The organism is Streptomyces sp. C36 (assembly GCF_040932295.1).
Lineage (GTDB): Bacteria > Actinomycetota > Actinomycetes > Streptomycetales > Streptomycetaceae > Streptomyces > Streptomyces triculaminicus.
In genome coordinates this window covers 12,379-28,674 of the sequence record NZ_JBFQGI010000011.1, presented here as the reverse complement: position 1 = coordinate 28,674, position 16,296 = coordinate 12,379, and the positions used below count along the sequence as shown (strand labels likewise).

Annotated in this window: 13 protein-coding genes; 5 read left to right on the top strand and 8 right to left on the bottom strand. The window is 73.6% G+C overall.

Going from position 1 to position 16,296, the window contains the following annotated elements:
- Positions 1–10 precede the first annotated feature (10 nt).
- Positions 11–853: an SDR family NAD(P)-dependent oxidoreductase gene (locus AB4K12_RS28405; protein WP_368437373.1), complete on the top strand. Its 843-nt coding sequence runs from the start codon at positions 11–13 to the stop codon at positions 851–853.
- On the opposite strand, the gene AB4K12_RS28400 is transcribed toward AB4K12_RS28405, so the two are convergent.
- Positions 802–4,071: a S41 family peptidase gene (locus AB4K12_RS28400; protein ID WP_368437371.1), complete on the bottom strand. Its 3,270-nt coding sequence runs from the start codon at positions 4,069–4,071 to the stop codon at positions 802–804. The genes AB4K12_RS28405 and AB4K12_RS28400 overlap by 52 nt on opposite strands.
- A gap of 148 nt (positions 4,072–4,219) precedes the next feature.
- Between AB4K12_RS28400 and AB4K12_RS28395 the strand changes: the two genes are divergently transcribed.
- Positions 4,220–4,819: a TetR/AcrR family transcriptional regulator gene (locus AB4K12_RS28395; RefSeq protein WP_368437369.1), complete on the top strand. Its 600-nt coding sequence runs from the start codon at positions 4,220–4,222 to the stop codon at positions 4,817–4,819.
- Positions 4,820–4,951: 132 nt separating this feature from the next.
- Positions 4,952–7,195 (top strand): MMPL family transporter, encoded by a 2,244-nt coding sequence (locus AB4K12_RS28390; protein ID WP_368437368.1) that lies wholly within the window; start codon positions 4,952–4,954, stop codon positions 7,193–7,195.
- A gap of 115 nt (positions 7,196–7,310) precedes the next feature.
- Here AB4K12_RS28390 and AB4K12_RS28385 read toward each other — a convergent pair whose 3' ends face one another.
- The 4 genes from AB4K12_RS28385 to AB4K12_RS28370 all read right to left on the bottom strand — a co-directional run bounded on the left by AB4K12_RS28385 (position 7,311) and on the right by AB4K12_RS28370 (position 10,991).
- On the bottom strand, positions 7,311–7,553 hold the full coding sequence (locus AB4K12_RS28385; protein WP_368437367.1) for a hypothetical protein: 243 nt from the start codon (positions 7,551–7,553) through the stop codon (positions 7,311–7,313).
- Between the two features lie 78 nt (positions 7,554–7,631).
- Complete coding sequence (locus tag AB4K12_RS28380; RefSeq protein WP_368437365.1) at positions 7,632–8,516, bottom strand: SDR family oxidoreductase; 885 nt, start codon at positions 8,514–8,516, stop codon at positions 7,632–7,634.
- Positions 8,513–10,033 carry a flavin-containing monooxygenase gene (locus AB4K12_RS28375; RefSeq protein ID WP_368437363.1) on the bottom strand — a complete coding sequence of 507 codons (1,521 nt, stop codon included), beginning with the start codon at positions 10,031–10,033 and terminating at the stop codon, positions 8,513–8,515. Before AB4K12_RS28375 ends, AB4K12_RS28380 begins: the two co-directional genes overlap by 4 nt.
- 160 nt (positions 10,034–10,193) lie before the next feature.
- On the bottom strand, positions 10,194–10,991 hold the full coding sequence (locus AB4K12_RS28370) for an exodeoxyribonuclease III (protein ID WP_368437361.1): 798 nt from the start codon (positions 10,989–10,991) through the stop codon (positions 10,194–10,196).
- Positions 10,992–11,058: 67 nt separating this feature from the next.
- Here AB4K12_RS28370 and AB4K12_RS28365 point away from each other — a divergent pair, with 67 nt between their 5' ends.
- On the top strand, positions 11,059–11,544 hold the full coding sequence (locus AB4K12_RS28365) for a GNAT family N-acetyltransferase (protein ID WP_368437359.1): 486 nt from the start codon (positions 11,059–11,061) through the stop codon (positions 11,542–11,544).
- A gap of 35 nt (positions 11,545–11,579) precedes the next feature.
- Here the strand turns inward: AB4K12_RS28365 and AB4K12_RS28360 are convergent, their stop codons facing one another.
- The 3 genes from AB4K12_RS28360 to AB4K12_RS28350 are packed head-to-tail and all read right to left on the bottom strand — an operon-like array spanning position 11,580 to position 13,836.
- Entirely contained in the window at positions 11,580–12,083 is a 504-nt protein-coding gene (locus AB4K12_RS28360) for a DUF1269 domain-containing protein (protein WP_368437357.1), read from the bottom strand.
- 37 nt (positions 12,084–12,120) lie between these two features.
- The gene (locus tag AB4K12_RS28355; RefSeq protein WP_368437355.1) at positions 12,121–13,350 is read right to left on the bottom strand and encodes an ATP-binding protein; all 1,230 of its coding nucleotides are present in this window, start codon (positions 13,348–13,350) and stop codon (positions 12,121–12,123) included.
- A 30-nt stretch (positions 13,351–13,380) separates the two neighbouring features.
- On the bottom strand, positions 13,381–13,836 hold the full coding sequence (locus AB4K12_RS28350) for a hypothetical protein (RefSeq protein ID WP_368437353.1): 456 nt from the start codon (positions 13,834–13,836) through the stop codon (positions 13,381–13,383).
- Between the two features lie 267 nt (positions 13,837–14,103).
- On the opposite strand from AB4K12_RS28350, the gene AB4K12_RS28345 reads away from it, so the two are divergent.
- A complete protein-coding gene (locus AB4K12_RS28345) occupies positions 14,104–16,284 on the top strand; it encodes an alpha-N-acetylglucosaminidase (protein WP_368437351.1) in 2,181 nt (726 codons plus the stop codon).
- The last annotated feature ends 12 nt before the right edge of the window (positions 16,285–16,296 follow it).

The window sequence follows — 16,296 nt, the reverse complement described above, 5'->3', positions numbered from 1 at the left end:
TGCTCGCCGCATGGCGGCGACGGGGCGTTTCGAGGGCTACGCGGTACTGATCACGGGCGCGGGGCGCGGCATCGGGGCGGCCACGGCGCGCCGCTTCGCGTCGGAGGGCGCGGGGGTGCTGCTCACGGACGTGGACGGTGAGCGGGCCGCGAAGGCCGCGGCGGCGCTGCGCGCGGACGGGCTGGGGGCCGAGTCGGTGGCGTGCGACGTCGCCGACGACGCCGCGGTCCGGGCTGCGGTGGCCCGCGCGGTGGACCGTTTCGGCCGGCTGGACGTCCTGGTCAACAACGCCTTCTCCTGTCAGCCGGACCCGCCGCTGGTGGAGGACTATCCGGACGAGGTCTGGGCCCGGGACCTGGACGTCACGCTGACCGGCGCCCTGCGCTGCGTACGGGCGGCCATGCCGCACCTGGCGGCGGCGGGCGGCCGGGGCTCGGTGGTGGGCGTCGGCTCGGTCAACGGCGAGCAGGACTTCGGCAACCACGCCTACAGCGCGGCCAAGGCGGGCCTGGCGAGCCTGACCCGCACCCTGGCGGGCCAGTGCGCGCGCCGGGGCGTGCGGGTGAACCTGGTGGCGCCGGGCACGGTGCACACGCCCAACTGGGACGGCCGCGAGGAGGCGCTGGAGCGGGCGGCGGCCTTCTACCCGCTGGGGCGGGTGGGGCGGCCGGAGGACGTCGCCGCGGCGGTGGCGTTCCTGGCGTCGCCGGACGCCGCCTGGATCACGGGGATCACGCTGCCCGTCGACGGCGGGATCCTCATCGGGAACGTGGGGCTGCGGGCCGCCCTGCGGGGGCCGGGTCAGGACCGCGGCGGGAGTTCCGGCCGCCTCAGACTGGGCACGCCCGAATAGTCCGGCGGTTCCGTCGCACCGTGCCGCTCCAGCAGGTCCAGGGCCACGCGCACCGCGTCGTCGAGCTGCTTGTGGCGGCCCTCCGCCCAGTCCAGCGGGGTGCGGTCGACCTCGATGTCGGGTTCGACGCCGTGGTTCTCCACGCTCCAGCCGTACTCGTCGAACCACGCCGCGTTCATCGGCACGGTGATCGAGGTGCCGTCCACGAGCCGGTGGCGGCCCGTCATCCCGACGACGCCGCCCCAGGTGCGCAGGCCGACCACCGGCCCGATGCCCTGCAGCCGGAACGCCGCGGTGATCATGTCGCCGTCGGAGGACGTCATCTCGTCGGCGATGGCGACGACCGGGCCGCGCGGGGCGTTGGAGGCGTACGACACCGGCTCGGCGTCGCGGGTGAGGTCCCAGCCGATGATGGTGCGGGTGAGCTGCTCCACCACCAGCTCGCTGATGTTGCCGCCGGCGTTGCCGCGGACGTCCACGATCAGCGCCGGCATGGACATCTCCCGGCGCAGGTCGCGGTTGAACTGCGCCCAGCCGGAGCCGCCCATGTCGGGGATGTGGAGGTAGCCGCACCGGCCGCCGCTGACCTCGCGGACCACCGCGCGGCGCTTGGCCACCCAGTCCTGGTAGCGCAGCGGCCGCTCGTCGACCAGCGGCACGACCGCGACCCGGCGTTCGTGCCCCTCGCCCTCGGGGCTGGTGAAGGTCAGCTCGACCGTCGTGCCGCCCGCCGCCGACAGCAGCGGGGACGGGCCGGTGACGGGGTCGACCGGGCGGCCGTCGACGTGGGTGAGCACCGCGCCCTCGCGGATGCCGGAACCGGCCAGCGGGGAGCGGGCCTTGGAGTCGGAGGAGTCGCCGGGCAGGATGCGCCGCACGGCCCATGAGCCGTCCTTGCGGTGGGTGAGGTTGGCGCCGAGCAGGCCGATGGCGCGCTGGTAGTGCGGCGGGCCCTCGTTGCGGCGGGCGGGGGTGACGTAGGCGTGGGAGGTGCCCAGCTCGCCGAGGACCTCGCGCAGCAGGTCGGCGAACTCGTCGGGCGAGGCGACGCGTTCGACCAGCGGACGGTACTGCTCCAGCACCCCGTCCCAGTCGACGCCGCACATGCCCGGCTCCCAGAAGTACGCCCGGACGATCCGGCCCGCCTCGGCGTAGGCCTGCCGCCACTCGGCGGCCGGGTCGACCTCGTGCAGGATGCGCCGCATGTCGATGTAGACGGTCGTGTCGCTGTCCCCGGGGTCCGTGGCGGGCACCGCCCGCAGGTCGCCCTCGTCGTTGAGGACCAGGCGGGTGCCGTCGCCGCTGACCGCGAACCAGTCCACGGAGGAGGTGAGTTCGCTGCGCTTGGCCTTGACGAGGTCGAAGTGCTCGAGCGTGGGGCGGCCGGAGGTGTCGGCGGGGTTGGCGAAGGTCTCGCCCAGCGCGCCGGAGATGGGCCAGCGCAGCCACACCAGGCCGCCGCCGTGGACGGGGTGGAGGGAGGAGTACTTCGAGGCGGCCACCGGGAAGGGCGTCACCCGGCTCTCGAGCCCCTCCGCCTCCACGGTCACCGCGCCCTCGGTGTCGCCGGCGTCCTCCAGGTCCAGGCCGCCGCCGGCCGGGCGGCCCTCCGTGGAGAGCGCGAAGGGCGAGGGCGTGGCGGAGGAGAGCGGGACGAGGTAGGGGCGGCAGCCCAGTGGGAACGACAGGTCGCCGGTGTGCACGTCGTAGACCGGGTCGAAGCCGCGCCAGGAGAGGAAGGCGAGGTAGCGGCCGTCACGGGTGAAGACCGGCTGCTCGTCCTCGAAGCGGCCGTCGGTGACGTCCACGACCGTCCGGTCCGAGAGCCTGCCGACCTTGATCTGCCGCAGCGAGCGCCCGATGCCCGGGTGCGACCAGGTCAGCCAGCCGGAGTCGGGCGAGAAGGCGAGGTCGCGCACGGGCCCGTTGGCCGACCGGACGAGCTCGGTGACCTCGCCGTCCCCTTCGGGGGTGGCGTCGACGAGCAATAGCCGCCCGTCGTGGGCGGCGACGGCCAGGCGTCCGCCGTCCGGGGCGGCGATCAGCTCGTGCACCCGCCCGATGCGGCCCGCGGCCAGGCGGCGCGGCGCGGAGGGGCCGGCGGCGCGCGGCAGCTGGGCGATCTCGACGGCGTCCTCGCCGTCGGCGTCGGTGACGTAGGCGATGCGGCCGGTCGCCCCCAGCATCTCCGGCAGCCGCACCCGTACGCCCGGGGTGTCGGCGAGGGCCCGGGCGGGGCCGTCGCGGTGGGTCAGCCAGTACAGGCCGCCGCGCACCTGGACGGCGCTGGCGCGGCCCGTACGGTCGACGCTCAGCGACTGGACGTGGCGGGAGGCCTGCACCTGGTACGTGCGCCGCCCGGCGCGCGGCCCGCCGAGGCGGATGCCGAGCCGGCGCGGGGTGCCGTCGGCGGAGAGGTCCTCGGCCAGCCAGACGTCGCCGGCGCACTGGTAGACGACGCGCCGGCCGTCGGTGGAGGCGTGGCGGGCGTAGAAGTCGGCGTGATCGGTGTGGCGGCGCAGGTCGGAGCCGTCGTGCCGGCAGGAGTAGAGGTTGCCGATGCCCTCGTGGTCGGAGAGGAAGGCGATGCGGTCGCCGACGAACATCACCGAGTCGAGGTGGCCGCCGAGGTCCGGCAGCAGCCGGGTGCCCCCCAGCCACAGCCGGCCCGTCGCGCCGCCCCGGTAGCGCTTCCAGGAGGCGGGCTCGTGCGGGGGCTTGCCGGTGAGGATCAGGGTCTTGTGCTCGCCGCCCACGTCGGCGACGGCGATGTCGGACAGCGGCCCCCAGGGCTGCTTGCCGCCGGGGTCGCCGTCGGTGGGCACCTTGTAGGCCCAGGAGTAGTACGAGAACGGCTGGCCGTGCGAGCTGACGGCGAGGACGTGGGAGACGCCGTTCTCGGGGGGCGTCCAGCCGCAGACCCGGGTGTCGGTGCTGCCCCAGTAGGTGAGCCGGCGGGCCGGGCCGCCGTCGACGGAGGCGAGGTGGATCTCCGGGTCGAGGCTGCGCCAGCTGGTGAAGGCGATGTGCCGCCCGTCGGGGGAGAAGCGCGGGTGCCCGACCCTGGTGCGGTCGACGGTCAGCCGCCAGGCCCGCGCGGCGCCGTCCCCGGCGGCGGGCAGCGGGGCCAGCCAGAGGTCGTCCTCGGCGGCGAAGCAGAGCCGGTCGCCGTGCAGATGGGGGAAGCGGAGGTAGGCGTCGTCGCTCACGCATCCCATGGTTTCGGCGCCCGGGGGCCCCGGCAACTCGGTTCGTGACGCAGAACACCATCGAAACGATGTCGTTTCGATGAGCCGCGGGACGTCGCGGACGTATCCTCGTATCGGTACGAAACCGTTTCGTACGACTTCACGCGAGGGGGGCGGCATGTCCACGGAACCACCCAAGCCGGCGGCGCGCCGCACCCGTTTGACCCCCGAGCGCGAGGCCGAGCTCTACGAGGCGGTGCTCGCGCTCCTGCGCGAGGTCGGCTACGACGCCCTGACCATGGACGCCGTGGCCGCGCGTACCCACTCCAGCAAGGCGACCCTCTACCGCCAGTGGAACGGCAAGCCGGAGCTGGTGGCCAAGGCCCTGCGGCACAACAAGCCGGGCGGCGTCGAGGGCATCGACACCGGTTCGGTGCGCGGTGACTTCCACGCCATGGTGTGCCAGGCCGATGCGGAGCAGCTGGAGAAGGACACCGCCCTGCTGCGCGGGCTCGGCCACTCCGTGCACACCAACCCGGAACTCCACCGGGCGCTGCGCGAGTGGCTGATCGAGCCCGAGCTGGTGTGGCTGGATTCCATGCTCCGGCGCGCGGTCGAGCGCGGCGAACTGGCGGCGGACAACCCCGCCATCCCCTTCGTCGCGCACATGGTGATCGGCGGCTTCCTGGCCTGTCCGCTCATCGAGGACCGGACGCCGGACGCCGGCTATCTCTCCCGCTACATCGACGCCGTGATCCTCCCCGCTCTCGGCGTCTGATCACCACCACCCCCCACTCACACCCCCACTGAGGCCCCACCTGACGCACCGCTCTCGTCGGGCTGGTTCCGCATTCCAGTTCTCACGTATCCGATTCATCACGAATCCGACCCGACAGGGAGCACCACACTCGTGGCCACGTTCCTCTACCGACTCGGCCGGCTCGCCTACCGGCGGCGCTGGTACTTCGCCCTGATATGGGTGTTGCTGCTGGTGCTGGCCGGTGTCGGCGCCGCCACGGCGTCCAAGTCCACCAACAACGACTTCTCGATCCCCGGCACGGAGGCGCAGCAGGCGTTCGACCTGCTGGAGAAGCGTTTCCCCGGGAACACCGAACAGAACGCGAGCGCCCGCGTCGTCTTCAAGGCCCCCGACGGCCAGAAGCTGACCGACGCGAAGAACAAGAAGGCCGTCGAGCGGGTCATCGGCGAGCTCCGCAAGAGCTCCCAGGTGGCCGGCGCCGCCGACCCGTTCGAGGGCAAGACCGTCAACAAGGACGAGACCATCGGCTACGCGTCCGCCGCGTACAAGGTCAAGTCCACCGACCTCACCGAGTCCTCGCGCGACGAGCTCAAGGACGCCGCCCAGCACGGGCGCGACGCCGGGCTGACCGTGGAGGTCGGCGGCAGCGTCCTGCAGCAGATGCCCGAGGGCGGCTCGGAGATCATCGGCATCGCGGTGTCGGCGGTCGTCCTGGTCATCACCTTCGGCTCGCTGATCGCGGCCGGCCTGCCGCTGCTGACCGCCATCATCGGCGTGGGCATCGGCGTCTCCTCGATCGCCGCGCTGGCGCCCGTCCTCGACCTGTCCAGCAACACCTCCACGCTCGCCATGATGATCGGCCTCGCGGTCGGCATCGACTACGCCCTCTTCATCGTCTCCCGCTACCGCGCGGAGCTCGCCGAGGGCCGCGAGCGCGAGGAGGCCGCGGGCCGCGCCGTCGGCACCGCCGGCTCCGCGGTGGTCTTCGCGGGCCTGACGGTCGTCATCGCGCTGGCCGGCCTCGCGGTCGTCAACATCCCGATGCTGACGAAGATGGGCATGGCCGCGGCCGGCACGGTCACCATCGCCGTGCTGATCGCGCTCTCCCTCATCCCCGCGCTGCTGGGCTTCGCGGGCAAGCAGGTCCTCGCCCGCAAGACCCGCAAGGCCGGACCGGACGCGGCCGCCGGGGACAAGCCGAACATGGGCACCCGCTGGGCCCGCCTGGTGCTGCGCCGGCCGGTGCTGGTGCTCGCGGCCGGTGTGCTGGGCCTGGGCGCGATCGCCGTGCCCGCCGCCTCCCTGGAGCTGGGCCTGCCCGACGACGGCGCGGCGTCCAAGAACACCACCCAGCGCAAGGCCTACGACCTGCTGTCCGAGGGCTTCGGCCCGGGCTTCAACGGCCCGCTCATCGGCGTCATGGACCTGTCCGGGGCGAAGGACGCCAAGGGCGCGGCCCAGCGGGTCCACGACACGCTGGAGAAGCTGGACAACGTCGCCACCGTCACCCCGGCCCAGTTCAACAAGGCCGAGGACGCGGCGATGCTCATGGTCGTCCCGAAGTCCAAGCCGACCAGCACCGAGACCGAGGACCTCGTCCACGCCATCCGTGGCGAGAGCGCCTCGCTGAAGTCCGAGACGGGCGCCAAGGTGCTGGTCACGGGCGCGACGGCGATGAACATCGACGTCTCGCAGAAGCTCAACGACGCGCTGCTGCCCTACCTGGCGCTCGTCGTGGGCCTGGCCTTCCTGCTGCTGATGGTCGTCTTCCGCTCCGTGCTGGTGCCGCTGAAGGCCGCGCTGGGCTTCCTGCTGTCGGTCGTCGCCGCGCTCGGCGCCGTCGTCGCGGTCTTCCAGTGGGGCTGGCTGGGCGGCCTCTTCGGGGTCGAGGAGACCGGCCCGATCATGAGCATGATGCCGATCTTCATGGTGGGCGTCGTCTTCGGCCTCGCCATGGACTACGAGGTCTTCCTCGTCACGCGGATGCGTGAGGCCTACGTCCACGGCGAGCGCCCGGACGAGGCCGTCGTGACCGGCTTCCGGCACGGCGCGCGGGTCGTCACGGCGGCCGCCGTCATCATGATGAGCGTGTTCGCCGGCTTCATCGGCTCGTCCGAGCAGATGATCAAGATGATCGGCTTCGGCCTCGCCATCGCCGTCTTCTTCGACGCGTTCGTGGTCCGCATGGCGATCGTGCCGGCGGTGCTGGCGCTGCTGGGCAAGACGGCCTGGTGGCTGCCGCGCTGGCTCTCCAAGGTCCTGCCGAACGTGGACGTCGAGGGCGAGGGGCTGCAGAAGCACCTCGCGCCGGCCAAGCCGGCGGCGGCGTCCGGTGACGCCGACTCCGACGCCGACCCCGACCTCGACGGGAAGCGCGAGCCGGCCCGCGTCTGACGCGTGATCGTCGTGACGTGACAGTCGCGGCATGACAGTCATGGCATGGCAGTCGTGACATGACAGAGGGGCGCACCCTGCTCGGGTGCGCCCCTCGACCGCGACCGGGAGCGACTCAGAGACGGTCGTCCAGGTCGTCCTGGATGTCGTCGATGGAGCTCTGGCGGCCCTGCTGTTGCTGCCGGAGGCGCTCCTGCTCCTGCTGGCTCTTCTGCTGGCTCTTCTGCTGGCCCTTCTGCTGACCCTGCTGCACCTTCTGCTGGGCCTGCTGCCCCTTCTGCTGCGCCTGCTGCTTGGTCTGCTCGGCCTTCTGCTTGGCCTTCTGCGCCTTGTTCTGCATCTCGTCCTTGATGCCCATGCGTGTTCACTCCTAGGGGAGATCGGGGAATCGGGGCCGCGATCAGCCTCACACGCCGGGACGAACCGCGCATTTCGATCAGTGACGCTCTGTGCCCGCCCCCGCGTCGGCGGCCCCGCCCGCTCCCACCAGGCCCACGCGCACCCCGCCCAGACGGGGTTCCACGCGCCGCATCTCGCGCGGGCCGCCCAGGGCGGCGAGGCCCGGCAGCGCGCCCCGCAGCGGCTGCACCGCGCGCAGCCAGGGCTGGGCGTAGACGTGCGCCGAGCGCCGCTCGATGCCCGCCACCAGCCGGTCCACGGCCGGGCCCGCCGGATACGTGCGGTTGGCCGGCCACGGCAGCCGCCGGCGCATCTCGCGCATCACCTCGAACTCGTCGGCGCCGCGCACCATGTCCGTGTCGGTCCAGCTCAGATACCCGACCCCGACCCGTACGCCCTTGTGCGCGACCTCGGCGCGCAGGCTGTGCGCGTACGCCTCGACGCCCGCCTTGGACGCGCAGTACGCCGTCATCATCGGCGCGGGGGCGAGGGCGGCGAGCGAGGCGATCTGGAGGAGGTAGCCGCGGCTCTCGGAGAGCACGGGCAGGAAGGCGCGGCCCGTGACGGCGCTGCCGACGAGGTTGACCTCGATGACGCGGCGCCATGCGGCGAGGTCCGACTCCGCGAGCGGACCGCCGGTGGCCACGCCCGCGTTGGCGACGACGACGTCCACCTTGCCGAACCGGTCCTTCACCTCGCCCGCCACGCGCTCCATCGCCTCGTGGTCGGTGACGTCGGCGTGCCAGTGGGCGGTGTCGGAGCGCAGCGTCCCCGCGACCCGGCGCAGTTCGTCCGGCTCGAGCCCCACCAGCGCCACGCTCGCCCCCCGCGCGGACAGCTTGCGGGCCAGTAACTCCCCCACGCCGCGGGCGGCCCCGGTGACGACGGCGACCTGGCCGGCGAGGCTCGTACGGGGCCTCATCGCGTCGCCTCCTTCGCGGCGGCCGGCGCCCGTCGCGCTCCGGGCAGCCGCATGATCTGGTACTCGGCGAGGTCCAGCCGCCGGGTCTCCTTGCGGAACTCGGACGTCGTGCCGGGCCACAGCGTGGTGTTGCGGCCGTTCGCGTCCAGGTACCAGCTGCTGCAGCCGGTGCTCCACACCGTCCGCTCCATGCGCTGCTGGACCCTGCGGTTCCAGGCGCGGACGGCCGAGGGGCGGGCGTCGAGGGCGGCCCGGCCGCCGAGGGTGTCGAGTTGGCGGAGGAAGTCGGCCAGGTAGTTCAGCTGGGACTCGATGATGAGGATCATCGAGCTGTTCCCCAGCCCGGTGTTGGGGCCGACGACGGTGAGGAAGTTGGGGAAGCCGGCGGCGCTGGCGCCGCGCAGGGCCGCCATGCCGTCCTTCCACTCCTCGGCCAGCGTGGTGCCCTCCGCGCCCGTGATGCGGTCGGCGATCGGCAGGTCGGTGACGTGGAAGCCGGTGCCGAAGACGATGGCGTCCGCCTCGGCCTCGGTGCCGTCGGCGGCCACGAGCGTGGAGCCGCGCACCGCGGCGAGGCCGGAGGCGACCACGTCGACGTTGGGGCGGGTGAGCGCGGGGTAGTAGTCGTTGGAGAGCAGGATGCGCTTGCAGCCGATGCGGTAGTCGGGTGTGAGCCGGGCGCGCAGGGCGGGGTCCTTGACGGCCTTGCGCAGATGGGATCTGGCGGTGCTCTCCACCAGCCGCAGCCGGTCCGGCCACTTGGTGAAGAGCCCGACCTGCAGCTCCCGGATGCCCCACACGGTGCCCCGGCGCAGCGCCGCGGTGGCGGGCACCTTCGCGTGCAGCCACTGCTCGGCGGCGGTGATCCTGCGGTCGGAGCGCGGCAGGACCCAGGGCGGGGTGCGCTGGAAGAGCGTGAGCCGGCGGACCTCCGGCTGGATGGCGGGCACGATCTGGATGGCGGAGGCGCCGGTGCCGATCACGGCGACGCGCTTGCCGCGCAGGTCGTAGTCGTGGTCCCAGCGGGCGGAGTGGAAGACCTTGCCGGGGAAGCCGTCGATGCCGGGCACGTCGGGGACGCTGGGGTCGGACAGCGCGCCGGTGGCGGAGACGACGACGTCGGCGGTCCAGCCGGGGCCGTCGGCGGTGGCGATCTCCCAGCGCAGCTCGTCGGCGTCCCAGCGCAGGGCGGTGACCTCGCAGTTCAGCCGCAGGTGCGGCCGCAGCCGGAAGGTGTCCACGATGTGCTCGAGGTAGCCGCGGATGGCGGACTGGCCGGAGAAGGTGCGCGGCCACTCGGGGTTGGGGGCGAAGGAGAAGGAGTACAGGTGGGAGGGGACGTCGCAGGTGCAGCCGGGGTAGGTGTTGTCCCGCCAGGTCCCGCCGACGGCGCCGGCGCGTTCCAGGACCACGAAGTCGGTGACGCCCTCGCGGCGCAACCGCACGGCCGCCCCCAGCCCTCCGAACCCGGAACCGATCACCGCCACGCGTACGTGCTGACGCTCATGCTCGGCCATGCCGCAGCCTCCCGGTCGACACACTCGACACAACGGTGCCAGCGATTACTGGCACAGTGGCGAGCGTAGGGGAGAGGCCTACCGGCCGTACATGGTTGTGGACAACGGGAGTTACCGCGGGTCGCACCTCCGAGGGCCGGGGCCCCCGGAAGGGTGAGCGCTACGCGCCGAAGACCGCCGTGACGGGGGCGTGGTCGCTCCAGCGCTCCGTGTGCGTGGCGGCGCGCTCCACGTGGGCCTTGAGGGCGCGGTCGGCGAGGCCGGGGGTGGCGGCGAGGTAGTCGATGCGCCAGCCGGAGTCGTTGTCGAAGGCGCGGCCGCGGTAGGACCACCAGGAGTAGGGGCCCTCGACGCCCGGGTGGAGGGCGCGGACGACGTCCACGTACTCCGTGAAGACCTTGGTCAGCCACTCCCGCTCCTCGGGGAGGAAGCCGGCGCTCTTGCGGTTGGCCTTCCAGTTCTTCAGGTCGGCCTCGGTGTGGGCGATGTTCCAGTCGCCGCAGACCAGCACCTCGCGGCCGTCCGCCGCGGCCCGGGCCTTGAGGCCGACGAGATAGGGGAGGAACTCCGCCATGAAGCGTTCCTTCTCGTCCTGGCGCTCCGTGCCGACCTCGCCCGAGGGCAGGTAGAGGCTGGCCACCGTCACGCCCGGCAGGTCGATCTCGGCGTAGCGGCCGCTGCCGTCGAACTCCGCCGAGCCGAATCCCACGCGCACCGCGTCCGGCTCGCGCCGGGAGTAGAGCGAGACGCCCGCCCGGCCCTTGGCCGCCGCCGGGGCGTGCACCACGTGCCAGCCCTCGGGCTCGCGCACCTCGTCGGGCAGCTGGTGGGCCTCGGCTCGGACTTCCTGCAGGCAGACGACGTCGGCCTCGGTCGCGGCCAGCCACTCCACGAAGCCCTTCTTGGCGGCGGCGCGCAGTCCGTTCACATTTGCGGTGGTTACGGTCAGGTTCGACATTCCCGGCACGATACCCACTCCCGAAAACCGGTGCCGACCACCGGCTCCCCGACCCTACGCTGCCGCCATGAGGATCTTGCCTGTCCCCGTTGATCATCCCGACGCCGCAAAGCTCGATGACCAGGTGCAATCGGAGTACCTCGAGCGCTACGGCGACACCGATCTCGCCCATATGGACCCCGCGCAGTTCGCCCCGCCGCGTGGCCTGTATCTCATCGCCTACGGCCCCGACGGCACGCCTTTGGCGTCGGGCGGCTGGCGGTCGATGGAGCGGGACGAAGAGGAGTACGCGGACGGTGACGCCGAGGTGAAGCGGATGTTCGTGGTCCGCGAGGCGCGCGGCCAGGGGCTGGCCCGGCGGATCCTGGCGGCGCTGGAGGACAGCGCGCGGGCGGCGGGCCGTACGCGCATGGTGCTGTCGACCGGGGACCGGCAGCCGGAGGCGATAGCCCTGTACCGCTCCAGCGGCTACGAGCCCGCCGTGCCGAAGTTCGGGTTCTACCGCACCTACGACTCCAGTCTCTGCTTCGCCAAGCCGCTCACCGGAGGCTGAGGGGTTGAGGGGGCCGAGGGGCCGGCGGGCACGGCCTACGAGGCTCCGCCGTGTCCCGCGATGGCCGCCTCGACCTCCTCGCGGATCTTCTCCGCCGGGTAGCGCCGCACCTCGCCGTACGGCGCGAGCGCACCGTCCGCCACCGCGTGATCCTCTTCGCGGACCTCGGCCATCAGCACCGTGCTGCCCGGCGGCACCTCCGCCGCCAGCATCTCCAGGGCGGCGTTGGAGGCGGTGGCCCGGCGGGCGTCGTGGGCGCCCCCGATCAGCCCGCCCGCGCCGAAGCCGACCAGGACGCCGAGCGGGCCGCCGAGGATGCCCAGCAGCCCGCCGAGCAGGCCGCCCATGGCGAAGGCCGTGGCCGTGCCGGTGTTGTCGACGGCGTCGGGGAAGTCCAGGACGCCTTCCGCGTCCCGCGCGATCACCGCGCCCTCGCGCAGGGTCAGGCCGCCGCCGGTGTGCGCCTGGCGCAGGGCGTCCAGGGCGCGGTGGCCCTTGTCGGCCGAGGACACGGACAGGAAGAGGACGTTGTCGTTCATGGCGTCCACTCTTGTGCCCCGGCCCGCGCCCCGCACCTCAGCCGCCGCCCTCCGGCGGAGCCGGCCGCACCGCGTCCCTCAGGTCCAGCGTCGCCTCCGCTCCCCCGTCCCGGAGGTTGGCGAAGGTCAGCCGGGCGCCCAGCACCCGGGCCTGGCCCTGGGCGATCGTCAGGCCCAGGCCGAGGCCCGCTCCCGAGCCCGTGCGGAAGCGCTGCGGGCCGCCGGCGAGCAGGTGCCCGGGGAAGCCGGGCCCTTGGTCGCGCACCCGTATGACGCCGTCGTCGACCTCGGCGACGACGGGCCCGGCGCCGTGCCGGAAGGCGTTGGTGACGAGGTTGGCCAGTATCCGTTCCACGCGCCGGGCGTCCGTCTCCACCAGGCAGTCGCCGGTGATCCGCACCTCCGCCGTCTCCTGCCCGTCGCCGGCCGCCGCCCGCACCGCCCGCCGGGTCAGCTCGCCCAGCGCCCGTACGTCCGTCTCGGCGCGCTCGTCGGCACCGTCGAGGCGGGCCACCTCCAGGACGTCCTCCACCAGCGACCGCACCCGCTGGGCGCGCTCGCGGACCATCTCGGCGGGGCGGCCCGGCGGCAGCAGCTCGGCGGCCGCGACCAGCCCGGCGACGGGGGTGCGCAGTTCGTGGGCGATGTTGGCGGTGACCTCGCGCTCGGCCTGGAGGCGGGCGGCGAGGGAGTCGGCCATCGTGTTGACGGCGTGGGTCAGCCGGGCGATCTCGTCCTTGCCGCCGCGCGGCCGCAGCCGGGCGACGAGGTCGCCGCCGGCGATGCGCTCGGCGGTGCGCGCGGAGGCGTTGAGGCGGCGGCCGGCCACGGTCGCCAGGCCCACCCCGACGACGCCGGCGAGCGCGGTGCCCACGCCGCCGGCCAGCCAGAGGTCCTCGTCGAGGCCCTGGAGGTTGCGGGTCTGGCGGAGGTAGGAGTGCTTGAGCACGACGATGTCGTCGCGGACCTTCATCGCCGCCCACAGGACGGGCTCGGGGCCCGAGCGGTCCAGGTAGGTGGCGCGCTTTCCCTGCTCGGCGGCCCGGCGCAGGGGCGCGGGCAGGCGATAGGGGTTGAGGATCACGCGGGGGCGGTCGACGCCGGCGGCGTGGTCCTCTGCGGCCGAGACCAGGCGCTGGTCGAGGCCGTCGCGCGCGGTCTCGAGCTGGTTGACGGCGGTGCGGTGGTGGACGACGAGGCCGATGAGGACGGCGACCAGCGCGGCGGTGGCGGTGATCGCCACCCCGATCTTCGTGCGCAGTCCCATAAGCCCGTCTTCTCCTCGGCTGCGGCGCTGCTAGCGCTGGGGGACGAAGAGCCGCAGGTCGCGCAGCTCGCGGTGCTGTTCGGGCGGGAGCCCGTCGGCCACGACCTCGGCCCGGCCGTAGTAGGCGGAACGGTCCTTCCGGACCAGGCCGCCGAGCGTGACCCTGGCCTGGTAGGGGGTGGCGCGGCAGGCGGGCAGGCACCAGTTGCCGGACACCTCGCCGGTGGCCTCGGCGGTCGGCCCGCCCCAGGTGCGCCAGCGCAGGCCGGTCAGCCGGACGGAGTCGCCGATCACGAAGGACGCCGGGCGGCGCAGCGGGGGTTGACCGGGCCCCTCGACGACCTGGACCGGCCCGGCGGTGGGGGCGGCGGTCTGCGCGGGACCGGCGACCTTGAGCCCGCCCGGGTCGGCGCAGCCGCACAGCAGCCCGTTCAGCAGGCCGGCGGTCAGGGCCACGGCGCCGAGTGCCGCGTTCAGTGGTCGCACGGGATTCCTCATGCTGTCGGGACGCGGGGCGGACGGGGCGGGACGGTCTGACGGGGCGAATGGTGCGAACGGTGCGTACGAAGAGGGCAGGACGGGGCGGGCCTAGCAGGCCCCGAGCGGCCCGTGGGGCCATTCGTGCCAAATGTAACCGGCGTGGCTGGTTCGACGCCCGCGCCCTTGACCGATTCCCTTCGCCGGCTCATAGGATCTGCGCGCTCACGTGGTCCGGTCCAGCCAGTCGCTCCCGCGTCACGGTGGAGGTCACCCATGCACATCGCCCGTCGCACGCTCCTCGGCGCCCTCGCCGGCTCCGCCGCACTCGGGACCGCGGGCGTGTCCGCCGCGGGCGCCGCGCCGGCCCCGGCGGGCGCGGCCGCCGCGCTGGCCCGCCTGTTGCCCCGGCACCACGGACAGGTCACCTTCCGTACCGTTCCCCGCCGGGGCGGCCGGGACGCCTTCCGGGTGTCGGGAGAGGCCGGCCGGATCACCGTCGAGGGCACCACCCCGGCCGTCCAGCTCACCGGCTTCCACCGGTATCTGCGGCAGGTCGCCCACGCCCACTTCTCCTGGAGCGGCACCCAGACCGGCCGCCTCCCGGACCGCCTCCCCGCCGTCGGCGCCCCACTGGCCAGGACCTCCAACGCCGTCCACCGCTTCGCGCTCAACGACACCAACGACGGCTACACCGGCCCGTACCACGGATGGGACTACTGGGAACGCGAGATCGACGTCCTGGCCCTGCACGGCTTCAACGAGGTGCTCGTCTACGCCGGAGCCGACGCCGTCTACCACCGCACCTTTATCGAACATGGTTACAGCGACGCCGAAGTGCGCCGGTGGGTTCCCGGCCCCGCCCACCAGCCGTGGTGGCTGCTGCAGAACATGGCGTCCTACGGCGGGCCCGTCTCCCGGGAGCTCCTCGACCGCCGCACCGACCTCGCGCGCAACATCGTGCGCCGGCTGCGCGAGCTGGGCATGACGCCCGTACTGCCCGGCTACTACGGCACCGTGCCGCCCGGCTTCCCCGAGCGCAACAAGGGCGCCCGCGTCATCCCCCAGGGCGACTGGGGCGGCTTCCCCCGCCCCGACTGGCTCGACCCGCGCACCCCCCACTTCGCCGCCGTCGCCCGCACCTTCTACCGCGTGCAGCGAGAGCTCTACGGCGCGAGCCCGATGTACAAGATGGACCTGCTGCACGAGGGCGGCAACCCCGGCGACGTGCCCGTCGGAGACGCCGCCCGCGCCGTGGAGAAGGCACTGCGCACCGCCCACCCCGACGCGACCTGGGCCATCCTGGGCTGGCAGGAGAACCCCAAGCGGGCCATCATCGACGCCGTCGACCGCTCGCGGATGCTCATCCTCGACGGCGTCTCCGACCACTACCCCAAGGTCACCGACCGCGAGGCGGACTGGGCCGGCACGCCGTACGCCTTCGGCACCATCTGGAACTTCGGCGGCCACACCGCCCTGGGCGCCAACGCCCCCGACTGGGCGCGGCTGTACGACCGGTGGAGAACCAAGCCGGGCAGCGCCCTGCGCGGCATCGCCCTCATGCCCGAGGCCGCCGACAACAACCCCGCCGCCCTCGCCCTCTTCTCCGACCTGGCCTGGACGGACGGACCCGTCGACCTCAAGGGCTGGTTCGAGCGGTGGCCCGCCCAGCGCTACGGCGGTACGGACGCCGGCGCCGTGCGCGCCTGGGACGTGCTGCGCCGCACCGCGTACGGCACCTCGCGGGAGGACGGCTGGAGCGAGCAGGCCGACGGCCTCTTCGGCGCCCGCCCCGACCTGGCAGTCAACCGCGCGGCCGCCTGGTCGCCGCGGGGACTGCGCTACGACGCGGCCGAGTTCGACAAGGCGCTGCCCGCGCTCCTGGCGGTCGCCCCCGCGCTGCGCGACAGCTCCGCCTACCGCTACGACCTGCTCGACGTCGCCCGGCAGTGCGTGGCCAACCGCGGCCGGCTGCTGCTGCCGCGCCTCAAGGCGGCGTACGACGCCGGGGAACGGGACCGCTTCGGGGAGCTGGCGGACCAGTGGATGGAGTGGATGGCCCTGCTCGAGCAGGTGGTGGCCACCGACGAGCGGCACCTGCTGGGCCGCTGGCTCGCCGACGCCCGCGCCTGGAGCTCCACCGCCGACGAACGCGAGCGGCTGCAGGCCGACGCGCTCTCCCTGCTGACGGTCTGGGGCCCGCGCGCCTCCGCCGACGGCGGCAAGCTGCACGACTACGCCAACCGCGAGTGGTCCGGGCTGGTCGGCGGCCTCTACCGGCTGCGCTGGAAGACGTACTTCACGGCGCTGGACGAGGCCCTGGAGAACGGTCGCGCGCCCCGGCCGGTCGACTGGTTCGCGCTGGAGGACCGCTGGACCCGGCAGCCGCCGGCCGTGCGGACGCGGCCGGCCGGGGACCTCGTACGGATCGCCCGCACGGTGGCGTCCCGGCTGTAGTCCCTGTTCGGC

What these genes read in the sequence shown, in the direction of transcription:
- AB4K12_RS28405 (WP_368437373.1), top strand. Translation starts at nt 11, where the DNA reads ATGGCGGCGACGGGGCGTTTCGAGGGCTACGCGGTACTGATCACGGGC.
- AB4K12_RS28400 (WP_368437371.1), bottom strand. Translation starts at nt 4,071, where the DNA reads ATGGGATGCGTGAGCGACGACGCCTACCTCCGCTTCCCCCATCTGCAC.
- AB4K12_RS28395 (WP_368437369.1), top strand. Translation starts at nt 4,220, where the DNA reads ATGTCCACGGAACCACCCAAGCCGGCGGCGCGCCGCACCCGTTTGACC.
- AB4K12_RS28385 (WP_368437367.1), bottom strand. Translation starts at nt 7,553, where the DNA reads ATGGGCATCAAGGACGAGATGCAGAACAAGGCGCAGAAGGCCAAGCAG.
- AB4K12_RS28380 (WP_368437365.1), bottom strand. Translation starts at nt 8,516, where the DNA reads ATGAGGCCCCGTACGAGCCTCGCCGGCCAGGTCGCCGTCGTCACCGGG.
- AB4K12_RS28375 (WP_368437363.1), bottom strand. Translation starts at nt 10,033, where the DNA reads ATGGCCGAGCATGAGCGTCAGCACGTACGCGTGGCGGTGATCGGTTCC.
- AB4K12_RS28370 (WP_368437361.1), bottom strand. Translation starts at nt 10,991, where the DNA reads ATGTCGAACCTGACCGTAACCACCGCAAATGTGAACGGACTGCGCGCC.
- AB4K12_RS28365 (WP_368437359.1), top strand. Translation starts at nt 11,059, where the DNA reads ATGAGGATCTTGCCTGTCCCCGTTGATCATCCCGACGCCGCAAAGCTC.
- AB4K12_RS28360 (WP_368437357.1), bottom strand. Translation starts at nt 12,083, where the DNA reads ATGAACGACAACGTCCTCTTCCTGTCCGTGTCCTCGGCCGACAAGGGC.
- AB4K12_RS28355 (WP_368437355.1), bottom strand. Translation starts at nt 13,350, where the DNA reads ATGGGACTGCGCACGAAGATCGGGGTGGCGATCACCGCCACCGCCGCG.
- AB4K12_RS28345 (WP_368437351.1), top strand. Translation starts at nt 14,104, where the DNA reads ATGCACATCGCCCGTCGCACGCTCCTCGGCGCCCTCGCCGGCTCCGCC.